Raw genomic sequence first — 21,331 nt, 5'->3', positions numbered from 1 at the left:
TTGGTTTTCTGGCTTAGTAACTGGCATTTTTTTAGTGTCTAAAAACGCAATGCATTTAACTTTAATTTCTGACAACAGCTTTTCTGAATTATTAAAAGACATGAGCATTAAAGGCTTGTCACAAACTTTGTTTACCAAATATCTTTTAGCCTTTGAAATAATGGGCGTTTTTTTATTAGCGATTACTGTTGGTGTTATTTCTATTGCAAAGTCTAAAGGGGGAACCCATGAGTAATTGGTTAATGGTTGTAGGCCTAGAGCATTATTTAGTTTTATCTATTTTATTATTTTCTATTGGAATGATGGGTTTTTTCTTTCATAAAAGCATTATCATGTTGCTGGTTTGTTTAGAGCTAATGTTAAATGCGGTTAATTTATCTTTTGTAGCTTTTAGTCATTTTTCTAATAACATTAGCGGACAAGTAATAGTATTTTTTACCATGAGTATTGCCGCCGCCGAGGTGGGAGTGGGCTTGGCTATATCCGTACTATTTTTTAAAAAGAAAAAATCTTTTGACATAAGCGAAGTGGAAAAAATAAAAGGATAATTTTTATGCAGGGTTTACTTTTTTCTTTAATTTTAATTTTCCCTTTAGCAGGCTTTTTAATTAATGCTTATAGATGGGATAGTAAAAAAGGACAATTATCTGGAACTATTGCTTCGGCAGCAGCTTTTGGTAGTTTTATTTCTGCTGTAATTTTGTTGTTGCCCTTTTTGTTTCAAGAAGTTTCTGAAAGGTCCATAAGTCTTCATTTTTTTTCTTGGTTTGAGGTTGCCGCTGTTTCTGTACCTTTTGGTTTTGTTTTAGATTCTTTAAGTGGAATTATGACTTTAGTTATTACAGGGGTGGGAACACTAATTCATATTTTTAGTATGTCTTATATGTCTCATGATTTACGACCAGCTAAATACTTTGCGTATTTAAACTTTTTTTTATTTAATATGTTAATCTTAGTTTTAGCAGACAACTTACTTTTAACTTTTGTAGGTTGGGAGGGAGTGGGTTTATGCTCTTATTTGCTAATTGGTTTTTGGTTTTCTGATGTGCAAAAAGCCAAGGCAGGCATGAAGGCCTTTATTGTAAATAGAATTGGCGATGCGGGCTTTTTGCTAGGGATATTTGGTTTATTTTCTATCTTTGGAAGCTTAAATTACGCAGACATTTCTATAGCGGCCGCCAGCAGTTCTGTGGAAACATGGGGGGTATTAAGCTTGGCTTGCTTGTTTGTGTTTATTGGTGCCACGGGAAAGTCTGCACAAATTCCTCTTTTTGTTTGGTTGCCAGATGCCATGGCAGGCCCCACTCCTGTTTCTGCTTTAATTCACGCAGCAACTATGGTGACTTCTGGTATTTATTTAATTGTTCGTCTTAGCTCAGTATTTATTTTAGTGCCCAGCGTATTACATATTATAGCGGTCGTAGGGGTTATAACAATGTTGTTAGCAGCCAGTATTGCTCTTACACAAAAAGATATTAAAAAAGTATTGGCTTATTCCACAGTATCTCAACTGGGTTATATGTTTATAGCAGTGGGAGTTGGGGCCTTTTCTGTAGCCATGTTTCACTTAATAACTCACGCGGTTTTTAAAGCCTTACTATTTTTAGGAGCAGGTTCGGTAATTCACTCTATGCAAGGCGAACAGGATATGAATAAAATGGGGGGCTTAAAAAAATACATGCCCATTACTTATTTAACTTTTTTAATGGGTTGGTTAGCTATTATTGGAACTCCTTTTTTCTCGGGCTTTTTTAGTAAAGATGAAATTTTATTTTATGGCTTTGCAAGTCCGTTAGGGCACCCGCTATTATGGGTTTTGTCTGTTGTTGGTGCGGGCTTAACGGCGTTTTACATGACCCGCTTAGTATCTTTAACTTTTTGGGGAAAAGAAAAATTTAACCCAAGCATTAAACCTCACGAGGGAGATAAGCGCATTACCGTTCCATTAATTATTTTAGCTGTGTTTAGTGTCTTTGTAGGTTTTATTTCCGTTCCCCATTTAATTAGCGAAAATTTATTAGGACATATTCCTAATTTTTTAAATAATGCTTTGTCGTTAATTGCGCCAAACATAAAAATCATACCCATGTCAGAAGCAAAAGAAGCTTTGTTAATGCTTACTTCTGTTTTAGTTGCGGGGTTAATGGCAACGCTGGCTTTTGTTATGTACATTAAAAAACCATCTTGGCCTGCAAAATTGTCCAAACAGTATTTTCGATTGCATCAGTTATTATTATCTAAATATAGCGTTGATGAATATTATTATAAAATAATAATAAAGCCTTTAGGGTCTATAGCCCAATCTTTGTCAGACATGGATAAATTATTTATTGATGACATTACTTTTAAACTTAGTAATTTTGTCCAACGCTTAGGGGCGGGCTTTTGCGCTTTACAAAACGGCAAGTTACAAAGTTATGCATTTTATTTTATTTTGGGATTAGGTGTGATTGTTGGTTGTTTTTTTATTACTTAATATAAAAAAGTAAAGGGAAGGTTATGAGTTTATCGGTATTGATTTTTTTTCCTTTAGTGGGTGTTTTACTTAGCTGCTTGGTTCCTAGTATATATGGCAAGCGCATAACTTTATTGGGAGCTGCAATTGTTGAATTTTTATTATCTGTTCAACTATTATTAGCATTTAATACACAAACTGCAGCTTTGCAGTTTGTAGAAAAGCACAGTTGGATTAATTTTTTTGGTATTTCGTATTTTGTAGGAGTAGATGGGTTGTCTATAAGCTTAGTTGTTTTAACCAGCTTATTAACTGTATTGATTTTTCTTTATGCTTGGAAAAAACGATCCATTGCTTTTTTGTCTGCGTTTTTAATTTTAGAAGTAGCCTTAATAGGAAGTTTTTTATCTATTGATGCAGTGTTGTTTTATATTTTTTTTGAAGCGTCCTTGTTTCCGATGTATTTTATTGTGGGATTGTGGGGAGGGGAAAGAAAAAGCTATGCCTCTTATAAGCTATTAATTTATACCTTGGCAGGGTCTTTGTTTATGTTACTGGCCATGCTGTACATGATGCACTTAACTCAAGTGCAGCTAGGTTATTTTAGCAGTAGTTTGTTGGATTGGTATAAATTAGATATTCCTTTTATTGCAGGAACAGTGTTTAGCACACAAAGCCTACTGTTTTTTGCTTTCGCTATTGCCTTTGCTATTAAAATTCCGTTATTTCCTTTACACACTTGGTTACCCGACGCCCATGTAGAGGCGCCCACCGAGGGGTCTATGATGCTGGCTGGTGTAATGTTAAAGCTGGGAGTGTATGGATTTTTTCGATTTATTTTACCTATTTTTCCCGCAGCCTCTCAGTATTGGGGTTGGTTGTTTATTTTTTTAGGCGTTGTTGGAATTATTTATGCCTCTTTAGTGGCTATGTCTCAAACCGATATGAAAAAACTAATTGCTTACTCCTCTATAGCACACATGGGTTATGTTATAGTGGGGCTGTTTAGTTTTACTATTTTTGGTTTAACAGGAGCCTATTATCAAATGTTAGCTCATGGTATTACCAGCAGTGCTTTGTTTTTTATGGTGGGATTAATTTATTATAAAACGCACACCAGATTAATAAAAGACTATGGAGGCCTAGCCTCTGTGGCACCGTACTTTAGTATTTTCTTTTTTATTTTTACTTGTGCAAGCATGGCAGTGCCTTTAACCAATGGCTTTGTTGGCGAGTTTTTAATTTTAATGGGAGCCTTTCAAGCTAGCCCTGTTATTGCTTATTTTGCGGTTTCTGGAGTGGTGCTTGGAGCTAGTTACATGCTACTTTTATATAAAAATGTTTTTTTTGGAAAAGTGTCTGTTTTATACAAAGATATTTCTAGTCAATTAGATTTAAATCTTAAAGAAAAATGCATTTTATTAGTTTTTGCTGTAATGGTTTTTGCTATGGGCATTTTTCCACAAGTGTTTTTAAAATATTCTAATACTAGTTTGCAATATTTAAATGATAACTACCAACAGTATAACTTAACCTTATCACAGGGAAAGGAATAAGCATGAGCCACTTATTTAATTTACAGCAAGTTTTTATTTTACTACCACTATTGTTTTTATTTATTACTTCTTTAGTGCCCATTAGTGCTAAAGTGGCAGGAACTAAGTTGTCACACAATTTTATTACTATAGAAGTGATGTTGGGAATTTTGTTAGCTATTGTTTCGATTTTTACCTTTCCTTCTTCGCAATCTTTAATTTTTTTTAATGCCTTAAAGCTAGATGCTATTGTAGAGCATGTAGCTGCACTAATTTTAATAAGTTTATTTTTTAGCGTGTTATTTTTAAAAAACAATACAACCTTTACCTCTCGCCAGTTTGAAGAAAAATTATTTTTACTTCTTAACGCCGCCATAGGCTTAATCCTAATGTTGTGGGCTAATGATTTATTAATTATGTTTATTGGCTTAGAGTACGCTTCTTTATCTTTATATATTCTTATTTTGCTAAGCAGAAGCTCCTTTTTTAGTAGAGAAGCAGCTATTAAATATTTTTTATTAGGAAGTTTTTTTTCTGTAATTTTGCTGTACGGATTAAGCTTTATTTATGGCTCGGTGGGAAGTTTATACTTTAGCGAGCTATTAAATATTTCTTATAATATTTTTTCGATGAGCAGGTTATTTTCTTTAGGAGTTTTGCTAGTATTGTCTGGCCTTTTTTTTAAAGTAGCAATAGTTCCATTTCATTCATGGTTGCCAGATGTGTATGAAGGTGCAGAAAGTGCGGTAGTTAGCTTTATGGCCTCTGCTATTAAGTTAGTGGTATTTATTGTTTTATTAAAATTTGCGTATCTAGATATTGCCCTTGGCTTAAAAGGCGCCACTTTATTAAATATTTTACAATGGCTATCTGCCTTAAGTATTTTAGTGGGAAGTGTGGCGGCGTTAAAGCAAGTAAAACTAAAACGGATTATTGCTTACTCTAGCATTGCCCATTCGGGTTACTTGCTTATTGCAATAACGGTGGCCATGAAAGAAGAATCTTCTTATGCTTTGGTGTCTAGTCTTTACTATTTATTGTCTTACACTATTTTAACTGTGGCAGCCTTTGGGATTATTAGTTACTTAGAACAATACAAACAAGAAAAGGCTTTAGCTAATACAGACTCCACAGAAAAAGAAGACAAAGACATTAGCCTTTTGGTTTCTGATTTAAAATCTTTACTTTATACAGCCCCTGTCTTGGCGATTAGCCTTATCGTGGTGCTTTTGGGTTTAGCAGGAATTCCGCCCACCTTTGGTTTTTTTGCTAAATTTTTAGTGCTACTGTCGGCATTAAAGGAAGGGCTGTTTTGGCTAAGTATTTGGGCAATTATAGGTTCTATTATTAGTTTGTATTATTATTTTAAACCAATTATTACCATGTGTCTTTCTAAGGACGACTTAGAGCCCAGTGTATTTTCTTTTCCAAAAAGATCTTTAAAAAATAGTTTATGGAGCCAAGGACATTTGTTTTCTATAGTAATTTTAGCTTTTCTTAGTCTTGTTTTAGGCTTTTTTTCTCAAACAATTATTAGCTTTTTATTTCAAATATTAAAGACTTTTATAGAATACAAAGTTTAAGTACTGTTTATAATAGTTTCTTAGAAGGAAAATTACTTTAAAGCAGCAATCCCCGCTTTAAAGCCTTTTTTAAAAGCATAACTTAGTAACTCTTTATTTAAACTAATGTGATCAGACCAAAAAAGTTGGTAATCTGTTTTCTCTGGTTGTATATAAACATATTTAGTATTTTTTTTAAAATGTAATTGTTTTTCTAAGATACTAAAAATGGCATCTTTTTCTTCGACACTTAGTTTTAAACCGTCTAAATGTTTTTTTAATTTATTAAAAGTATCAGTAAGTTGTTTTTTTCGGCTTTTTTCTGTTTTTGTTTGTTTGTACATTAATTGATAAATAGCCTGAGTTAAAATAAAAGGAATGCCGTGTTCAGACAAAGACCCCTTACTATCATGATATTGGTAGGGGATAATTGGATTAGATAAAATTACCAAGTCTGCCTTTTGTGTGTCGGCAATTTGGGGGGCTAAGTCTTCTAAAATTCCTCCATCATAAAAAAAGCGAGTCTCTTTTTTGTTAGTAATGGGAAACGGAGAAAAAATACCTGGCATAGCTGTACTGCCCGCAATGGCCTCGCTAATTAAAGCATAATCGGCATACTCCATATCAGAATAATTTTTTTGATATTTAGAAAAAGCCACTAAGCCTAGGCCGTCTAACTTAGAGCAAAGAATAAAAAGATCGACACCTAAGTTTTGAAAATTATTTTCTGAGTCTAGGGTAGTTTTAAAATATTTTTCTATTTTATGAGGAGACAAGATACCACTAAGAGGAAGGTAAGCTTTTAATAAAGACTCTAGGCTTCGTGTATTTTTTAAAGCACTGAAGGATACAAAAGATTTTAATATTTTTTTAGCTTGATCAATACTTAAGTTAAAAGAAAATAAATCGCGATATTGAATGGGGGGAAGTTTGGCGGTACTTTTTGTAAACCAGCTATGATTAAAAAAATTTAATTCTTTTCTACTAATAGTAGCTTTTAAGATATCTTCAGGGCTGTAGCCTTTGGCTAAAAAACTAGAAATAATAGAACCAGAGCTAGAACCAACATAGGTTTGAAAAACAGGCTGGCCTTTAGCCTGGGCTAAAGTTTCTTTAACTTGTTTTGCTGTACCACCTGCAAATACAAAGCCCTTTTCTTGTAGAGCTACACAAACACCAGTATGAAAGGCAGCGGCTTTGGTTCCGCCACCACCAAGAACTAAAGCGGGTTTTTTATATTGAGTAAACTGTGTTGGCATAACAGGTGGCTTATCAGGGTAGGTTTAATATAAGAAAATAATAGTCTGCTTCCCGTGAGTAGTCAAAAAAAGTAACGCACAACAGCGGTGCTGGTTGCGCTTTTAGCAAGCTTTGCTAATCTTATAAAGAATGGAGGACATTTTGGACAGTTGGCTATCCTTAAATGAGTATTCAAATAAGTATCAAGTGAGCATGTCTACTTTGCGCCGTCGGATTAAATCAGACAGGGTAGAGTTTACATTTCGCCATGGTAAATATTTTTTAAAAGATGCATCTTTAAAAAGACGCACCTCTGTTTCACCCCCTCACACACCAAAACCCTCTGCTTTAAGGCCAACCGCAGAGGGCTTTGAAAACAAAACCCCTTCTTTTAAAGAGAAAGCCTCTTTGCCGCAAGTGGATTTATCTACATATAGTTTTTTTAACATAGATAAGAGCGCTAAGGCGATGGCTGAAGAGGTGGACTCCAAAGTTTTGACTAGCCAAACTAGCGTAGAACCAGAAAACACTATGCAATTAGCAAGAGTTAGAGCTGACTATGAGCTGGTTATCCAACAGCAAAAAGCACAGCTTGTAAAATTACAAGCTGAGGTAGTGAATCTTAAAACTTTAGTTATGGCTTTAGAATAGTAAAGCACTAGTACAAAAACTAAGCTGCGTTTTGTTTTTCTATTTTTTTATGATGCAGCTCTGTTTTATGTAAATTGGCTGTGTTAAAAGCTAAGGTCAACACTTCGTCTAAATGCTCTACAAATAAAAATTGAATTTGTGACCGTAAATTTTTAGGAATATCTTCCACATCTTTTTTGTTGGCTAAAGGTAAAATAATTTTACAAAGACCGTGAGCCAAGGCAGCAATACATTTTTCTTTAATTCCGCCTACGGGCAAAACTCTTCCTGTTAAAGTAAGTTCCCCTGTCATAGCTAATTCTTTAGAAATGGGCTTGCTGCTCATTACACTAATTAAAGTTACGGCCATAGTAATACCGGCAGAAGGGCCATCTTTGGGAATTCCTCCAGCAGGTAAGTGCAAATGAATATCATAATTATCAAACCATTTTGGTGGAATTTCTAAAGCACGGTAGTGAGCTTTAGCATAAGAAAAAGCGGCTTGGGCAGACTCTTTCATTACATCTCCCAGTTGCCCTGTTAATTGTAGGTGCCCTTTTCCTTCTTTTTTTAAGGCTTCAACATACAAAATTTCTCCACCTACAGAAGTCCAAGCTAAACCCGTTGCTACTCCCACGGCATCTTCTTGCAATTGGTTTTCTTTTAAAAAATGAGGAACGCCTAAAAAATCGTGCAAGTTCTTTTGTGTTATGCTGCTGTATGTTTCTGTTTTTTCTACTATTTTACGAGCTGTTTTTTGGCAAACTTTTAAAATAATTCGACTCAATCCCCTAACTCCTGCTTCGCGAGTGTAGGCTTCAATCATTTGTATGATACTAGATTGTGCAAACTGAATATTTTCTGAAGTTAGGCCAGTTTGCTCAAGCTGTTTTTTTACTAAATACTGTTCGGCAATAAGTAGCTTTTCTTCTCTTGTGTATCCAGATAATTGTATAATATCTAATCTATCTCGAAGAGCAGAGGGAATACTTGCTAAGTTATTAGCGGTAGCAATAAATATAGTTTTGCTTAAATTAAATTCTACATTAAGGTAATGATCTTTAAAGTATGCATTTTGTTCGGGGTCTAAAATTTCTAGCATTGCAGCGCTGGGGTCTCCTTTTCCGTCAGCGCCTAATTTATCTATTTCATCTAAAACAATAACGGGGTTATTACTTTTTACTTGTTGAAAAGCTTGAATAATTTTTCCAGGCATAGCTCCTACATAAGTGCGACGATGCCCTCGCAATTCGGATTCATCTTTCAGCCCACCCAAAGCAATACGATGATATTTTCTATTCATAGCCTTTGCGATACTTTTTCCTAAAGAAGTTTTTCCTACTCCAGGAGGCCCCACTAGGCAAAGAATAGATTGATTTAAGTTAGAGGCTTTTAATTTATTTACCGCTAAAAATTCTATAATATGGTCTTTTACTTTTTCTAAGCCATAGTGTTCAGAGTTTAAAATTTTCTCTGCTTTTTTTAAATCAATAACACTTTTGCTATTAATATTCCAAGGAAGCTCTATGATGGTATCCAAGTAGTTTCTTAAGATAGAAAACTCGCTAGACTCTGGATGTATAGTGCTTAGGCGTTTTAATTGTTTTTCTACTTCCTTTTTTGTTTTTGTAGGAAAATCTATTTTGTTAATTTGGTTTTGCAATTCACAAATTTCTTCGGATTGAGGGTTACTTTCTTGCTCTGTAAAATTACTGTAATTAACAGAATTATTTAAAGGAATAGATTGCGAACTTTGTTGGCTTGTGTCTGACTGTAAAATAGTAATTTCGGTGGCTAAAATTTCTTTAATAAAATCTAGTTTTTTTTCTGCTTTATTTTGCTCTAATAATTTTTGAGCACTTTGTAGTTTTAACCCTAAACTATTAGCTATTAAGTCACAAAAGTGATGAATATTACTAATATCATCTAAGATATTTAATATTTCGGGGTTCAATAGTTTTTTATAAGAATTTAAAAACAACAAATCTTTTTTAATTTGCGCAACCGCAGTTTCTGTTTTTTTAGAAAAAGGAGGGGTCTCTAAAGCAATATCAAGAACACTAATGTTAGCTTGTAAAAAATCGGCGTGGGCATTATCACTAATAATTTTTGCCCTAGATTTTCCCTGCACTAAAATTTTAATTCGACCATCAGAAAGTTTGCGCATTCGTAAAATATTTACAATACTGCCCACCGAGAAAAGATCGGCAAGGCCTGGGTTTTCTATATTTTTGTCTTTTTGAGCAGTAATAAAAAGCTCTCTATTAGTAGATAAGGCATGAGAAATAGCCTGTATAGACTTTGGTCTCATAACATATAAAGGAATTATCATATAAGGGAAAACAACTAAATCACGAACGGGCAGTATGGCTAAACTAATTTCTACATTGGTATTTTTCATTATGACCTTTCCTTTTGGTTATATGATTAGGTCGGCTAATTTTGAAAAATAGCTAATGGGCCATAGGTTAGTTTTTTTAAATAAAATGTGTTGCTATTTGATACTTGGTTTATATACCAAGATTTTATTTTTCTTAATTTGAAATAAGCTTAATGGGCGGGTAAATTCGCGATTATTAGAAATGTATAAAGTTTCAAAAGCGCCAGGAAAGCGGCCGACTTGGCTTATGGCGGTTTGTAGTTGCAGACGAGTGTTAATCTTATTTTTTGTTAGCAGTTCTTTTACTAAGTAAGCGGCTTCATAAGCATAGCTAGCCAAAAGGTGGGGGCGATTATAAAAAGTTTTTTTAAAAACTTTATAAAAATCGGAATTTACTTTTTTTCTATAAGTAAGACTAGAGTCTACAAACAATATAGGTGCGGTGTATTTGGGTAGGTATTTAACAAGCTTTGGCTTATTCCACAAGTTTGTTCCTAATAAAACAACCCCCTCTATTTGATGATAAATTAACATATTACTAACTTGAATTAAATTTTTTAAAGTATCGGGAACAAACAAGGCTTGAAATTGTACAACAGGGTTTAATAAAGAATCTATAGAGGCATTATGAACTCGATGTTTATTTTTATTTTTTTCTAGCCACTTTTTTAAAGCTTCTGTGTACTCTTCTTTTCTGTCTTCTAAAAAATGTAAACCAACAAGGCTTTGTATCTCTTTGTTAAAATCTTTTTCTTTAGAAGGATAAGATTGCGCCCCCATAACAGAATGTCGATTTTTTAAAACAATATCCCAAAATAAATTGGCATGTTTTGTTCCATAAGCATCGTTGGGGTAGAGCATTGCCCACTTAGTAGTGTTAAAGTTATCTTGTATAGCCTTAAATAATATTTCTAATTGCATGTTGCTGGTAATAGAATTTCTAAAAACATAAGGGCGGTTGTTGGTGATGCCAGGGCTTTGCGAAAGAGATATGTACGGAACTTCAAATTGAGAAGCTGTTTTTGCAACAATTTTAGAAGTCTTACTTAAGGGGTTACCAATAATAGCAATGACTTGGTCTTGCGTTAATAATTTATGAACAGCTAGCTCGGTGTATTGTTTGCTGCCACGACTATCCATTATAATTAACTCTAGCCAAGAGTTAGACTGACGGTTCCAAATACCTAGACCCAAAGAAACAGCATTAACAATAGATTGCCCAACCTTAGCATACTTTCCTGTTAAAGGAACAATTAAGCCAATTTTGTTTTTGTTTACTTTTTTGTATTTTTTAATTTTTTCTAAAAAAGAAAAAGCTAATTGTTTTTCGCTGGGGTCTTGAGATTGGTCAAAAAGCTGTGAAAAAATATCTTTGGCTTCAAAAAAGTTTTTTTCTTTTAAAAGTTGTTTTCCATATCTCAAAAGAGCAAATACTTGTAAATTAGGATAATCCCCCCCTTTTAGTAGTTGGGTAATTTCTTTTTCGCTTAAAAGGTTGGTGATAATCCAAGAAATTTGCTTTTGTACAGAAGGGGGGAGAGCCTTGTTGCCCGCTAAGCGCTGCCCCCATTCAAGGGCCTGAAAGTAGCGTTGTAAATGGTAGTGATAGTTAAATAGTTTTACATATAAATAATTTTGTAATTTTATATCCAGTTGCTTTATTTTTATTTGAAGAATAAAAGATATAGCAAATTGATACTGTTTGCGCTCTTCAGCTAATTGAATTAAACGCAGCATAGCTTTTTTTATTAAGGGGTCGCTGTAGGGAGACAATGCAATTTGTTCTAATAATTGAAGCTGTAAATTAAAATCTTTTCTTTGAAAGGCAACTTTACTTCGCAAAAAAAGAGATTGAAAAAAACTTTGCGTATTGGGGTAGGTGGTTTCTATTGTTTTTAATTTTTGTATAAAAACAGAGTCATTAATTTGCTTTTTGTTATATTGATACAACAAAGTTTTTAATTGTATTTTTGCAGATTGTAAAGAAATGGGCTTTGGCGCTGGCGCAAGCTGGTGCGAGCAAGACCCTAAATATAAAACAGCAAGAAGGCTGAAAAAATGCAAGCGATAGTTATTTTTCATTATCTTTAGGTTCTGAAGGAGGAGCAGAAACAATAACTTGGCTAGGGCGAATAACTTTATCATGTAAAGTATAGCCCACGGTATACTCTTTAATAATGTGACCGCTAGGAACTGTTTCGCTACTTTCCGAGCTAATGGCCTCGTGCAAGTGAGGGTCAAAGGCTTTTTTGCTAGTCACAATTTTTTTAAGTCCATGTTTTTCTAAGCTTTGTGACAGCTCTTCTGCGGTCATTTTAAACCCTTTGTAAACATTTTCATAATTGCTTGCAGTTACTTCTGTTTTCAAAGCCATTTCAAAAAGGTCAGATATTTTTAAAATATCTAAGATTAGATTTTCTGAGCCAAATTGTATTAGCCGTAACTGTTCTTTAGCTGCATTTTTTTTATAATTTTCAAACTCTGCCTTTAAGTAGGCGTATTGTGTTTTCCATTCGGTAGCGTCTTTTTTTGCAATTTCTAAAGGGGAAAGAACCACCTCTTCGTTAGAGTTAGAGGCAGATTTTTTTACCGATGGAGTTTCTTTTGTGTTGCTTACATCCTTAGGGGCAACATTAGACTCTTCTGTGGATGGGTTTTCTTTTGCATTTTCTACATCTTTTTGCATTAACTTACTCCTTATTGAAGTTCTAATTTTTGTCTGTTAATAGGCTTAGTTTTAAAAATATATTATTGCTTATATTTATACCTTGGGGAGTTAATAGCCAAGTTTTTTTCTTATGCAAAATCTGTTTTTCTTCTACAAAACTGGCTAGCTGTTGTTTTACCATTAATAGGCTATTTTTTCCAAATTTTTGAAGCAGTTTTTCTTCGGAAAGCCCAAAGCTTGTTCGCAAATGTGTATAGCAAAAATCTTGTAAAGACTCCTTTTTGGATAACACCTCTACCTTTTTGCGAGGGTAATAATCTAATAATGATTTATGTTGTTCTTGCTTAACTTCCTTTTGATAGGCTGCCAAGGAAGAAGAGTTCCAAGCTCTTGCCCCCCAAGCACCCTGGGCAGGAAAGTAAGAGTGAGCACTTAAGCCAATCCCCCAGTAGGCTTGATCGGCCCAATAAAGTTGGTTGTGCTGGGAGCAAAACCCAGGCTTTGCAAAATTGGATATTTCATATTGTTGAAAATTATTTTTTAACAAACGGGTTCGAATAGCATTTAACATAGTAACTTGTTCCCCCTCTGGAGGTCGATTTTTATTCATAGGGTGAAACTCTTGTAAGGTTAAAAGGTAGGGGCTAATGTGAGGCGCACCAGACTGAATAAATAAATCGGCATCTTTAGAAAACAAAGCACTACTTTGCGTGGGTAAACCAAAAAGCCAATCTAAAGAAAAGTTTAAACCTTGCAAAAGCGCAATGCTATTATGATTGTCGTTAACACTATGTTCGCGGTTACAAACTTTTAACAGTGAAGGTTGAAAACTTTGAACACCAACACTAAAGCGATTAATGCCTAAGTTTTGATACTGTACTAATTTTTCTTTGCTAAAACTTTCGGGGTTAATTTCTATAGTAATCTCTGTTTGAGAATCTATAACAAAAGGAACGGCCTTTAAAGCCAGTATAATTTTTTCTAATTGCACAAGGGGCAACAGGCTGGGAGTTCCTCCACCAAAGTACAGGGAATGAAGGCGAGTATAGCCCACCTGTGGTCCGCGGTGTTGTATTTCTTTAATTAGGCTGTGGGTATAGTCTTCTAAACTGCTGGAATTAAATTTTGTGCGTACAGCAAAATCGCAGTAACTACAGCGTTTGCTACAAAAAGGAATATGTACATAGATGCCAAATTTCATAATTATTGCCTACCAAAGTCTAAGTTTTTTAAGGCTCAGCTTTGGCCTTTTTACTTCAAATGATAATATTATATATGTTTAACAAAGAGTCATTGTCTATAGCCGAAGATACTCAAGAATTTTTTTATTCCACCTTAGAGGAGGCTGTAGAAAGTCGGAAAATATTACTGTCCCCTACATTGTTAAATTATTTAAGCTCTGTTTTAGCTTATTATAGCTTAAGCCAGAACCTTTGTCAGGAAGAGAGTTTGCACAGAGCTTTATTAAAAAAATACATTCAATCTTTATCTGCAAAAACCCCTTCTAAAAACCTATTGTTAAAGCAGGTGGCCGAGGAAAGCTTATACACCTTGGGCTTTTTCACAGCTTTTTTTAAGAAAAAGATAATTGGCTTAGAGTATTATACCAATTTAGGCTCTAATGCTTATAAGCGCTTGTCAAAATTAGAGGCAGAAGAAGAAAAAAAAGATCTTTTTTTATACTGTGGTGAAAATTTTTTGGTATTTTTAGAATTATTTCGCTATGTTTCTAAAAATTGTTTAAACTTTTCGCCTTTTTTAAAAAAGTAAAAATCTTTGTAGTATTTTTTTTAATTAAAGGTATGGTTTACCCATGTTTAATTTTGGTTTTTTTGAACTCATTTTACTTTTTATTATTGTGGTAATTTTTGTAGGCCCAGAACAATTACCCGTTGTGGCTAAAAATATATTAAAACTACTTAATGAATGGAAGCAAGTTACAGACAAAGTTAAAGGGCCTTTAAACACTATGCAAGAAGAAATAAGTAATTCTATTAAAGATAGCCGAGAAATTTTATTTAAAGAAGTAGAAGATGTTGAAGAGCTGGTAAATAGCAAAGGACTAGAAGATATTAAAGAGTTAGGAGATATTAAAGAGTTAGAAAATATTAAAGACACAGCGCAGGTGGATAAAAAGTGAAAGAACAAAGTTTAACCGCCCACTTAGTGGATTTGCGCAGTTTTTTTATTCGCTCAGCTATTATTTTATGTATAGGCTTTTGTTTTTGTTGGTTTTATGTGGACGAGTTATTTGCTTTTATTAGAGAGCCAATTGTAGGCTTTTTACCCAACCAAGCCTTGGTTTTTATTTCTCCCACCGAAAAATTTATTTCTTATATTAAAGTGGCCTTTTTAGCGAGTGTTTTTTTTTCCATTCCCTTTTTATTATATCAACTGTGGGTTTTTGTAGCTCCTGCTTTATACAAAAAAGAGAAGAAGTTTATGGCAGCCTTTTTGCTTATAGGAAGTGCCTTATTTGTTCTTGGGGGCAGTTTTGTTTATTTCATTGTTTTTCCCAACGCTTTTTCTTTTTTATTAAACTTTGGCTCTTCTGCTGACCAAGCCATGATTAGCATTGCCGAGTATTTATCTTTCTTTTTTGTAATGTTTTTAGTGTTTGGTTCGGCATTCGAAATGCCTTTGGTGTTTTCTGTTTTAGCAGTAATGGGAATAGTGTCTTCGCAATTTTTAACTTCTTCTCGGCGATATGCAGTAGTGTTGCTTGCTGTTGCTTCGGCGGTTTTAACACCTCCAGATATTTTTAGCATGGTGTTTATGCTAGCGCCCCTGTTGCTTCTTTATGAAATTTCTATTTTTTTTGTAAAAATATTAGAAAAAAAAGCCTAAACTAGTTAAGCTTTTTGTAGCAAACACTCTAAAAAAATAAGACGGGTTTATTTTCGCAATTGCTTGCACAGCAAATAATCTAAAGACAATTTTCCAGGGCCCCAAAGCACTACAATAAACAATGCTAATCCCCAAAGCTGATGATCATAAAAGCCCATCTCCCACAAAAGAGGGTAAGAAATTACTGCCACAACATTTAAAATAAATAAGCCTAAAGCAGAAAGGCGAGAGACTATTCCTAAAGTTAAAGCAACGGGCAAAACTAGCTCTCCTGCAGTGGCTAAGTAGGCGGCTATGTGTGGGCCAATTACAGGAACTTTATACTCCTCTTCAAACAGATATAAAGTGGTTTCCCAGCTTTGTATTTTATTTAATCCAGCTTTAAAAAACACCCAACTAACATGGGCGCGAATAGCAAATAAAAAAATAGGCTGCATCACTCTAGAGGCAGTGGTAAAAATATTATTGTAGCAAATAAAAAACTTCTTCATTTTTTTTCCTTGGTTAGAGTATTTTTTAACATAAAAACTTTTTGTTCTAAAAAAAACAGCAATTCTTTTTGTAAGTTAAAGTTATTACTTACCTGCACAGCTTTTTTAGTAGCACAAAGTATATCTTTATTATTATAAATTTCTGTCAAAAAAGCAAAGGTCTCTTTTTTAATAGGCAATAGTTGAGGGCAAAAGTGTTTTCTAACAATTAATCCATAAAACTGTTGGTTTTCTAGTATTTTTAATGAGCCTTTTTGGGTTAATTGCATTATTTTGTCTAGAGGATAGGGCGATTGCATTAAATAACAAGAGGGGTGCAGCCGAAGCTTACCCAGCAGCGGGTCTTTGGTATGTTCTTGTGCAAATTGCAGCGCATTTAGTGGCTCTGTATTTTCTGCGTAATAGGACAAATTGAGTAAAAGCTCCAGGCGGGCTAAGTCAGGCAAGTATAAAAAGTTTTTTGTAACTTTGTACTTTTTTAAAAATGTACTAAAGTTGTGTCCATAGTTTTGTATACTTTCTTTTTGAGGAGGGTGGGCACGAATATAATCACGAGCGGTTTGTTCAAAAGCCTCTTGCCCTAATATTTCTAGCGTTTTAGAGTAAGAAATTTTTAAACTATCTATATGTGTAGAAAAAAAGTTATTTTGATAAATTTGCATTAATTGTTTGCTAGATAAGTTGTGAGCGCTAATATAACTTCCCGTCACGCTAGAGCCGTATAAATCTTGAATAAATTGTTTTTGTATTTTATTAGTAGTTTTCATTTTTAACAAAAGCCTTGGCGGCTATGCTTGTAACACAAGCTTTTGGGCTTTCTTCTGTTCTTTTAGTAAAACTTCTACAGTGGGAATGTTGGTGTCCCATTCAACTAAAGGGTTTGCTTTTGGAAATTGTTTTAAACTTTTTACAAATAATTTCCACACTTCTTTAGACACCACAGAACCATGGTCATCAATATAAACAGAAATATTTTCTTCTGTATTAATATGATGTCCGGCAAGGTGAATTTCTTGCACATCCAGGTCGGCAACATTATTTAAGTATTGATAAGGGTCAAAGTTGTGATTCTTTGAACTAACAAAAATATTATTTACATCTAACAATACACCGCAGCCACTTTGTTTACTGGCCTTTGATAAAAATTGCCATTCGGGCATGTTTGACTCGGGAAAGCTTAAGTAACTAGAGGGATTTTCTATTAAGATTTGTCGCCCCAGTAAATTTTGTGTTTGATTTATATTGTTAATAAAATTTTTTAAACTTGCAGAGGTGTAAGGTATGGGAAGTAGGTCGTGAGTAAACACACCGTCCAAGCCACTCCAGCTCATATGATCAGAAATTAAAAAAGGCTGCAGGGCGTTTGCCAGATCTTTTATTTTTTTTGCATAGTTTAAATTAACAGGCTGGCAAGAGCCCAGAGAAAAGCCAAGGCAATGAAAGCTAATGGGGTAGTGCTGCCGTAGTTTATATAAAGAATCTAGAGACTTTCCTCCATCAGAAAAATAATTTTCAGGATGAATTTCTAACCACAGATTTTTATATTTTTTTTCTAAAAAAATTTCTAGATGAGGAGACCTTAACCCTACGCCACAAATTTGTGATGTAGGACTTTTTACAAAACAAGACACTCTATTTTTTAAAGAGGGCTATTTATTTTTTTTAATAGTATTAGTTAAACTGCCACCTACTATTTTTGTACACAAACCTTTTGGTACAAAAATAAATGCATCTTTTTGTGCATTTTTCTTAGCACTGCCTGAACAAGAAGTGGTGTTAGTGGCACAGTCATTTTGACCAGCTTTTACTATTGCATAGCACTTTTCTTTTTTCTTGGCATTAGCGGTTTGGCCCTGAGTAGTTAAAGCTAATAAAGCAATAGCAGATAGACTTGCGGTAATTTGTTTTTTTGTCATGAATTCTCCTGGTTAGTGTGAAACCAGAATAAAAACTTAGCTAAAAAAGTCAAGAGCTTGTTGCGACGCTCTATTTAAAAACAATTAATTTAGCACCCGACTCTATATTGTCATTTTCTTTTACGAGTATGTTTTTAACACAGACATCGCTGGGAGCTTGAATTTCGTTTTCCATTTTCATGGCCTCTATTACCAGCAAAGGTTCTCCCTGCTTATAAGTGTTCCCCACCTTGGCGTAAATTTTTACAATTTTTCCAGGCATACCAGATACAATATTAGATGATTTAGAAAGGGCAGAGTTGGAGCTAATACTTTCTCTTAGCAATTCTTCCTCGTTTAGCACGCTTAATGTCCGGTAAGAGCCCTTACAAAACAAAAGATCTTTGTCGCCCTGCTTAGTGGTGTGTAAAACATGAGATTTATTTTTAAAGATAAAGCTAACAACACCAGGAAGTTCTACAAAATCTTTTTTTGAAACATTGTATAAAGTTTCTTTTTTTAAGTCGTCCTCTAGTAATTGAATTTCCCACTCCGTTGAGGACTCGACAATATTTAGCCAATAAGTTTTATTTTTCATGCTAACTTTAAACTTCATAGTATATTACCTCAAAAATTTTATTAATATTCTTTAAAAAGATTGTTCGGCAGAAGAATCTTTCCAATCACTGTGGTTTTTTGTTGGCTCATCTTTGGTTTGTAGCTTTTGTAGTGCAGCAGTAATTACAAAAACATGATCATTAACAAAAGAAAAAAACTCTTTGTGTTTTTTGTTAATAATATTTTTTTCAATAAACCCCGTGTGATAAGTTGCGTCTATAAAAAGAGGGTGTTGTAAAATATGTTTGTGTAAAATAATGTTGGTTTTAATCCCTGTTATGCGAGTTTCTTTTATAGCGGTGGTTAATCGTTTTATACAAGTTTCTCTAGAATCCGCCCAAACAATAATCTTGGTAATTAAAGGGTCATAATTTAATGGCACAAAATAACCAGAATATGCACAGCTATCCACTCTAACAAAAGGGCCTTGAGGATGTTGGCATAAACTAATTTTTCCGGGGTGTGGTAAAAAAGTTTTTGGATCTTCTGCACAAATTCTAAGTTCAATAGCGTGTCCTTGAGTTTTTAAATCCGATTGCTTCCACGAAAGTGCTAAGCCAGCAGCCACTTGAATTTGTTCTTTTACTAAATCCACGCCCACAGTCATTTCGGTTACAGGGTGCTCTACCTGTAGACGAGGGTTAATTTCCATAAAATAAAACTGTTGAGAAGAAGGTTCGTAAATAAACTCTATTGTTCCAGCGCTAAAGTATTTTAAGTGTTTTCCTGCCTTAGCAGCAAGGTCACAGATTTTTTTTCTAACAAGGGGAGGTAAATTATGCGCAGGAGATTCTTCTAAAACCTTTTGGTTTCGCCGTTGAGCAGAGCATTCCCTTTCAAACAGGTGTACAATATTTCCCTTTTGGTCGCCAAAAATTTGCACTTCAATATGCTTAGGGCTAAGTACTAATTTTTCTATAAAAACGCGATCGTCATTGAAATAAAGCAAGCCTTCTTTTTTGCATTTTATTAATGCCTTTTCTAATTCTATTTTTTGAAAAACTTTTGCAATGCCCTTACCACCACCTCCTGCAGTAGCTTTTATAATTATAGGGTAACCAATTGTATCTGCAATTTTTTTAGCTTCTTCAAGAGAGGTGATTTGATCCGAGCTGCCAGGAAGCAAAGGCATTTTTATTTTTTTCATTTCTGCTCGAGCACTTAGCTTATCGCCCACTTTTTCAATAATCTCTGGGGAGGGACCTATAAAAACTATTCCCGCGTCGACAACGGCTTGGGCAAACTTAGGGTCTTCGCTTAAAAATCCATAACCAGGGTGAATAGCGTCTACCTTTGCTTTTTTGGCAATAGCAATAATACTTTTAATATTTAAATAAGACGCTTTTGCACTAGCAGCCCCCACAGAGTAGGCTTTATCGGCCAGTAGTACATGTAAAGCTTGGCGATCGTCTTCACTAAAAATAGCAATACTTTCTATACCCATGGTGCGGGCGGTACGAATAATACGAACAGCAATTTCCCCACGATTTGCAATTAATATTTTTTTAAACATATGTAAATCCGTTTATAAAGGAATGTTGCCATGTTTTTTTGCAGGGCTGCCCGCGCGTTTATTTTTTAGTATATCAAAGGATTCAACAATATGTTTTCGAGTGTTTTTTGGCAAAATAATTTTATCAATGTAACCTAAGTCGGCAGCTACAAAAGGATTACTAAACCCAGTTTCGTATTGGTCGATTAGTTTTTTCTTAACCTCTTCGGGTTTTTTTGCTTGTTGCACCTCTTTTTTACTAATGATATTTATGGCTCCTTCGGCCCCCATTACTGCAATTTCTGCATTAGGGTAAGCTAGGTTAATGTCTCCTTTTAAGTGTTTAGAAGACATTACAATATAGGCACCGCCATAAGCTTTTCGAATAGTAAGGGTGACCTTTGGCACAGTGGCTTCGCAATAGGCATAAAGTAATTTTGCACCATGGGCGATAAGCCCATTCCACTCTTGATTTACTCCAGGTAAAAATCCGGGAACATCTACTAAAGTGAGTATGGGAATATTAAAGGCATCGCAAAACCGAATAAAACGAGCGGCTTTTCTGCTGGCATCGATATTTAAACAACCCGCTAATACTTGTGGTTGGTTGGCGACAATTCCAATATTTTGACCATCCATTCTGGCAAAGCCTGTAACAATGTTAGCGGCAAAACTTTGTTGTGTTTCAAAAAAATAAGCCTCGTCTACAATGTTTTCAATAAAGTCTTTAATATTGTAAGGTTTCTTTATACTATCTGGAAGAATGTTTTCTAAATCATTATTAGGCTCTAAATTTTTTTCTAATACTTTTTTAGAGGCCAGAGTTTCTTTGTTGTTGGAGGGCAAAAAGTTTAAAAGTTCTCTAATCATTAACAAACAATGTTGATCATCTTTTGTAGCAAAGTGAGCAAGTCCTGACTTTTGTGTATGAGTGGCAGCACCGCCCAAATCTTCTTTACTTACTTCTTCGTGGGTGACGGTTTTAATAACATCGGGTCCGGTTACAAAAAGGTAACTAGTGTCTTTCACCATAAAAATAAAATCAGTAAGGCTTGGCCCATAAGCCGCGCCACCTGCACAAGGGCCCATAACTGCACTAATTTGCGGAACCACTCCCGAAGCTTGGGTGTGTCGTAAAAATATATCTCCATAAGCAGCTAAAGACTCCACGCCTTCTTGAATGCGGGCTCCTCCAGAATCATTTATGGCAATAATAGGAGCGCCAATTTTTAAAGCCATGTCCATTATTTTACAAATTTTTTCGCCTTGCACTTTACTCATGCTTCCGCCTAGCACCGTAAAGTCTTGGCTATAGACAACCACTAAGCGGCCATGGATTTTTCCATAACCTGTAACAACACCATCGCCATAAAATTGATCTTGCTCCATTCCAAAATTTTGGCAGCGATGCTTTCTTAATTGATCGGTTTCTACAAAGCTGTCTTTGTCTAATAAAAATTCAATACGCTCTCGGGCTAGCAGGCGATTAGTGGCTTTGTATTTAGCGGTTCGTGCTTCG

At 34.6% G+C, this 21,331-nt stretch carries 21 protein-coding genes; 9 read left to right on the top strand and 12 right to left on the bottom strand.

The features are described from left to right. The 5 genes from HAW63_00475 to HAW63_00455 all read left to right on the top strand — a co-directional run. On the top strand, positions 1-235 hold a 235-nt coding region (locus HAW63_00475; protein ID MBE8162451.1), incomplete at its 5' end, for an NADH-quinone oxidoreductase subunit J. After that, on the top strand, positions 228-548 hold the full coding sequence (nuoK, locus tag HAW63_00470; GenBank protein MBE8162450.1) for an NADH-quinone oxidoreductase subunit NuoK: 321 nt from the start codon (positions 228-230) through the stop codon (positions 546-548). The genes HAW63_00475 and nuoK, both read left to right, overlap by 8 nt. A 5-nt stretch (positions 549-553) precedes the next feature. Then, positions 554-2,476, top strand: coding sequence for an NADH-quinone oxidoreductase subunit L (gene nuoL / locus HAW63_00465; protein ID MBE8162449.1), 1,923 nt, complete (start codon positions 554-556; stop codon positions 2,474-2,476). Positions 2,477-2,499: 23 nt separating this feature from the next. Then, a complete protein-coding gene (locus HAW63_00460) occupies positions 2,500-4,011 on the top strand; it encodes an NADH-quinone oxidoreductase subunit M (protein ID MBE8162448.1) in 1,512 nt (503 codons plus the stop codon). A gap of 2 nt (positions 4,012-4,013) precedes the next feature. Beyond that, complete coding sequence (locus tag HAW63_00455) at positions 4,014-5,573, top strand: NADH-quinone oxidoreductase subunit N (protein MBE8162447.1); 1,560 nt, start codon at positions 4,014-4,016, stop codon at positions 5,571-5,573. 32 nt (positions 5,574-5,605) lie between these two features. Here the strand turns inward: HAW63_00455 and HAW63_00450 are convergent, their stop codons facing one another. Next, complete coding sequence (locus tag HAW63_00450) at positions 5,606-6,811, bottom strand: hypothetical protein (protein MBE8162446.1); 1,206 nt, start codon at positions 6,809-6,811, stop codon at positions 5,606-5,608. A 193-nt stretch (positions 6,812-7,004) separates the two neighbouring features. On the opposite strand from HAW63_00450, the gene HAW63_00445 reads away from it, so the two are divergent. Next, on the top strand, positions 7,005-7,442 hold the full coding sequence (locus HAW63_00445; GenBank protein ID MBE8162445.1) for a hypothetical protein: 438 nt from the start codon (positions 7,005-7,007) through the stop codon (positions 7,440-7,442). Between the two features lie 19 nt (positions 7,443-7,461). On the opposite strand, the gene lon is transcribed toward HAW63_00445, so the two are convergent. From lon to hemW, 4 genes are all read right to left on the bottom strand, one after another. Continuing rightward, positions 7,462-9,822, bottom strand: coding sequence for an endopeptidase La (gene lon / locus HAW63_00440; GenBank protein MBE8162444.1), 2,361 nt, complete (start codon positions 9,820-9,822; stop codon positions 7,462-7,464). A gap of 93 nt (positions 9,823-9,915) precedes the next feature. Continuing rightward, entirely contained in the window at positions 9,916-11,883 is a 1,968-nt protein-coding gene (locus HAW63_00435; protein ID MBE8162443.1) for an ABC transporter substrate-binding protein, read from the bottom strand. Continuing rightward, entirely contained in the window at positions 11,873-12,487 is a 615-nt protein-coding gene (locus HAW63_00430; GenBank protein ID MBE8162442.1) for a nucleotide exchange factor GrpE, read from the bottom strand. Before HAW63_00430 ends, HAW63_00435 begins: the two co-directional genes overlap by 11 nt. 22 nt (positions 12,488-12,509) lie before the next feature. Beyond that, on the bottom strand, positions 12,510-13,670 hold the full coding sequence (gene hemW / locus HAW63_00425; protein ID MBE8162441.1) for a radical SAM family heme chaperone HemW: 1,161 nt from the start codon (positions 13,668-13,670) through the stop codon (positions 12,510-12,512). A gap of 59 nt (positions 13,671-13,729) precedes the next feature. Here hemW and HAW63_00420 point away from each other — a divergent pair, with 59 nt between their 5' ends. Genes HAW63_00420 through tatC form a run of 3 tightly spaced genes read left to right on the top strand, consistent with a single transcriptional unit; the run spans position 13,730 to position 15,316 of the window. Next, on the top strand, positions 13,730-14,239 hold the full coding sequence (locus HAW63_00420) for a hypothetical protein (protein MBE8162440.1): 510 nt from the start codon (positions 13,730-13,732) through the stop codon (positions 14,237-14,239). 43 nt (positions 14,240-14,282) lie between these two features. Next, on the top strand, positions 14,283-14,609 hold the full coding sequence (locus tag HAW63_00415) for a hypothetical protein (protein MBE8162439.1): 327 nt from the start codon (positions 14,283-14,285) through the stop codon (positions 14,607-14,609). Then, a complete protein-coding gene (tatC, locus tag HAW63_00410) occupies positions 14,606-15,316 on the top strand; it encodes a twin-arginine translocase subunit TatC (GenBank protein MBE8162438.1) in 711 nt (236 codons plus the stop codon). The genes HAW63_00415 and tatC overlap by 4 nt, the downstream gene beginning before the upstream one ends. Positions 15,317-15,363: 47 nt before the next feature. On the opposite strand, the gene HAW63_00405 is transcribed toward tatC, so the two are convergent. The 7 genes from HAW63_00405 to HAW63_00375 form a co-directional block, all read right to left on the bottom strand. Continuing rightward, positions 15,364-15,807 (bottom strand): DoxX family protein, encoded by a 444-nt coding sequence (locus HAW63_00405; protein ID MBE8162437.1) that lies wholly within the window; start codon positions 15,805-15,807, stop codon positions 15,364-15,366. Continuing rightward, positions 15,804-16,574: a DUF2063 domain-containing protein gene (locus HAW63_00400; protein ID MBE8162436.1), complete on the bottom strand. Its 771-nt coding sequence runs from the start codon at positions 16,572-16,574 to the stop codon at positions 15,804-15,806. The genes HAW63_00405 and HAW63_00400 overlap by 4 nt, the downstream gene beginning before the upstream one ends. A gap of 21 nt (positions 16,575-16,595) precedes the next feature. Continuing rightward, on the bottom strand, positions 16,596-17,438 hold the full coding sequence (locus HAW63_00395; GenBank protein ID MBE8162435.1) for a DUF692 domain-containing protein: 843 nt from the start codon (positions 17,436-17,438) through the stop codon (positions 16,596-16,598). A gap of 18 nt (positions 17,439-17,456) precedes the next feature. Further along, the gene (locus tag HAW63_00390; GenBank protein MBE8162434.1) at positions 17,457-17,723 is read right to left on the bottom strand and encodes a DUF2282 domain-containing protein; all 267 of its coding nucleotides are present in this window, start codon (positions 17,721-17,723) and stop codon (positions 17,457-17,459) included. 70 nt (positions 17,724-17,793) lie between these two features. Next, the gene (locus tag HAW63_00385; protein ID MBE8162433.1) at positions 17,794-18,318 is read right to left on the bottom strand and encodes an acetyl-CoA carboxylase biotin carboxyl carrier protein subunit; all 525 of its coding nucleotides are present in this window, start codon (positions 18,316-18,318) and stop codon (positions 17,794-17,796) included. 33 nt (positions 18,319-18,351) lie between these two features. Then, positions 18,352-19,833 (bottom strand): acetyl-CoA carboxylase biotin carboxylase subunit, encoded by a 1,482-nt coding sequence (locus HAW63_00380; protein MBE8162432.1) that lies wholly within the window; start codon positions 19,831-19,833, stop codon positions 18,352-18,354. Positions 19,834-19,845: 12 nt separating this feature from the next. Then, positions 19,846-21,331, bottom strand: a 1,486-nt coding sequence (locus tag HAW63_00375; GenBank protein ID MBE8162431.1) for an acyl-CoA carboxylase subunit beta, incomplete at its 5' end; no start/stop codon positions are given.

The sequence above is a fragment of the Pseudobdellovibrionaceae bacterium genome (assembly GCA_015163855.1).
GTDB lineage: Bacteria > Bdellovibrionota > Bdellovibrionia > Bdellovibrionales > UBA1609 > JAAOIH01.
Note: the sequence above shows the minus strand (reverse complement) of the source record. Positions and strands in the feature narration are given on the sequence as shown.

What these genes read in the sequence shown, in the direction of transcription:
- nuoK (MBE8162450.1), top strand. Translation starts at nt 228, where the DNA reads ATGAGTAATTGGTTAATGGTTGTAGGCCTAGAGCATTATTTAGTTTTA.
- nuoL (MBE8162449.1), top strand. Translation starts at nt 554, where the DNA reads ATGCAGGGTTTACTTTTTTCTTTAATTTTAATTTTCCCTTTAGCAGGC.
- HAW63_00460 (MBE8162448.1), top strand. Translation starts at nt 2,500, where the DNA reads ATGAGTTTATCGGTATTGATTTTTTTTCCTTTAGTGGGTGTTTTACTT.
- HAW63_00455 (MBE8162447.1), top strand. Translation starts at nt 4,014, where the DNA reads ATGAGCCACTTATTTAATTTACAGCAAGTTTTTATTTTACTACCACTA.
- HAW63_00450 (MBE8162446.1), bottom strand. Translation starts at nt 6,811, where the DNA reads ATGCCAACACAGTTTACTCAATATAAAAAACCCGCTTTAGTTCTTGGT.
- HAW63_00445 (MBE8162445.1), top strand. Translation starts at nt 7,005, where the DNA reads ATGTCTACTTTGCGCCGTCGGATTAAATCAGACAGGGTAGAGTTTACA.
- lon (MBE8162444.1), bottom strand. Translation starts at nt 9,822, where the DNA reads ATGAAAAATACCAATGTAGAAATTAGTTTAGCCATACTGCCCGTTCGT.
- HAW63_00435 (MBE8162443.1), bottom strand. Translation starts at nt 11,883, where the DNA reads ATGAAAAATAACTATCGCTTGCATTTTTTCAGCCTTCTTGCTGTTTTA.
- HAW63_00430 (MBE8162442.1), bottom strand. Translation starts at nt 12,487, where the DNA reads ATGCAAAAAGATGTAGAAAATGCAAAAGAAAACCCATCCACAGAAGAG.
- hemW (MBE8162441.1), bottom strand. Translation starts at nt 13,670, where the DNA reads ATGAAATTTGGCATCTATGTACATATTCCTTTTTGTAGCAAACGCTGT.
- HAW63_00420 (MBE8162440.1), top strand. Translation starts at nt 13,730, where the DNA reads ATGATAATATTATATATGTTTAACAAAGAGTCATTGTCTATAGCCGAA.
- HAW63_00415 (MBE8162439.1), top strand. Translation starts at nt 14,283, where the DNA reads ATGTTTAATTTTGGTTTTTTTGAACTCATTTTACTTTTTATTATTGTG.
- HAW63_00405 (MBE8162437.1), bottom strand. Translation starts at nt 15,807, where the DNA reads ATGAAGAAGTTTTTTATTTGCTACAATAATATTTTTACCACTGCCTCT.
- HAW63_00400 (MBE8162436.1), bottom strand. Translation starts at nt 16,574, where the DNA reads ATGAAAACTACTAATAAAATACAAAAACAATTTATTCAAGATTTATAC.
- HAW63_00390 (MBE8162434.1), bottom strand. Translation starts at nt 17,723, where the DNA reads ATGACAAAAAAACAAATTACCGCAAGTCTATCTGCTATTGCTTTATTA.
- HAW63_00385 (MBE8162433.1), bottom strand. Translation starts at nt 18,318, where the DNA reads ATGAAGTTTAAAGTTAGCATGAAAAATAAAACTTATTGGCTAAATATT.
- HAW63_00380 (MBE8162432.1), bottom strand. Translation starts at nt 19,833, where the DNA reads ATGTTTAAAAAAATATTAATTGCAAATCGTGGGGAAATTGCTGTTCGT.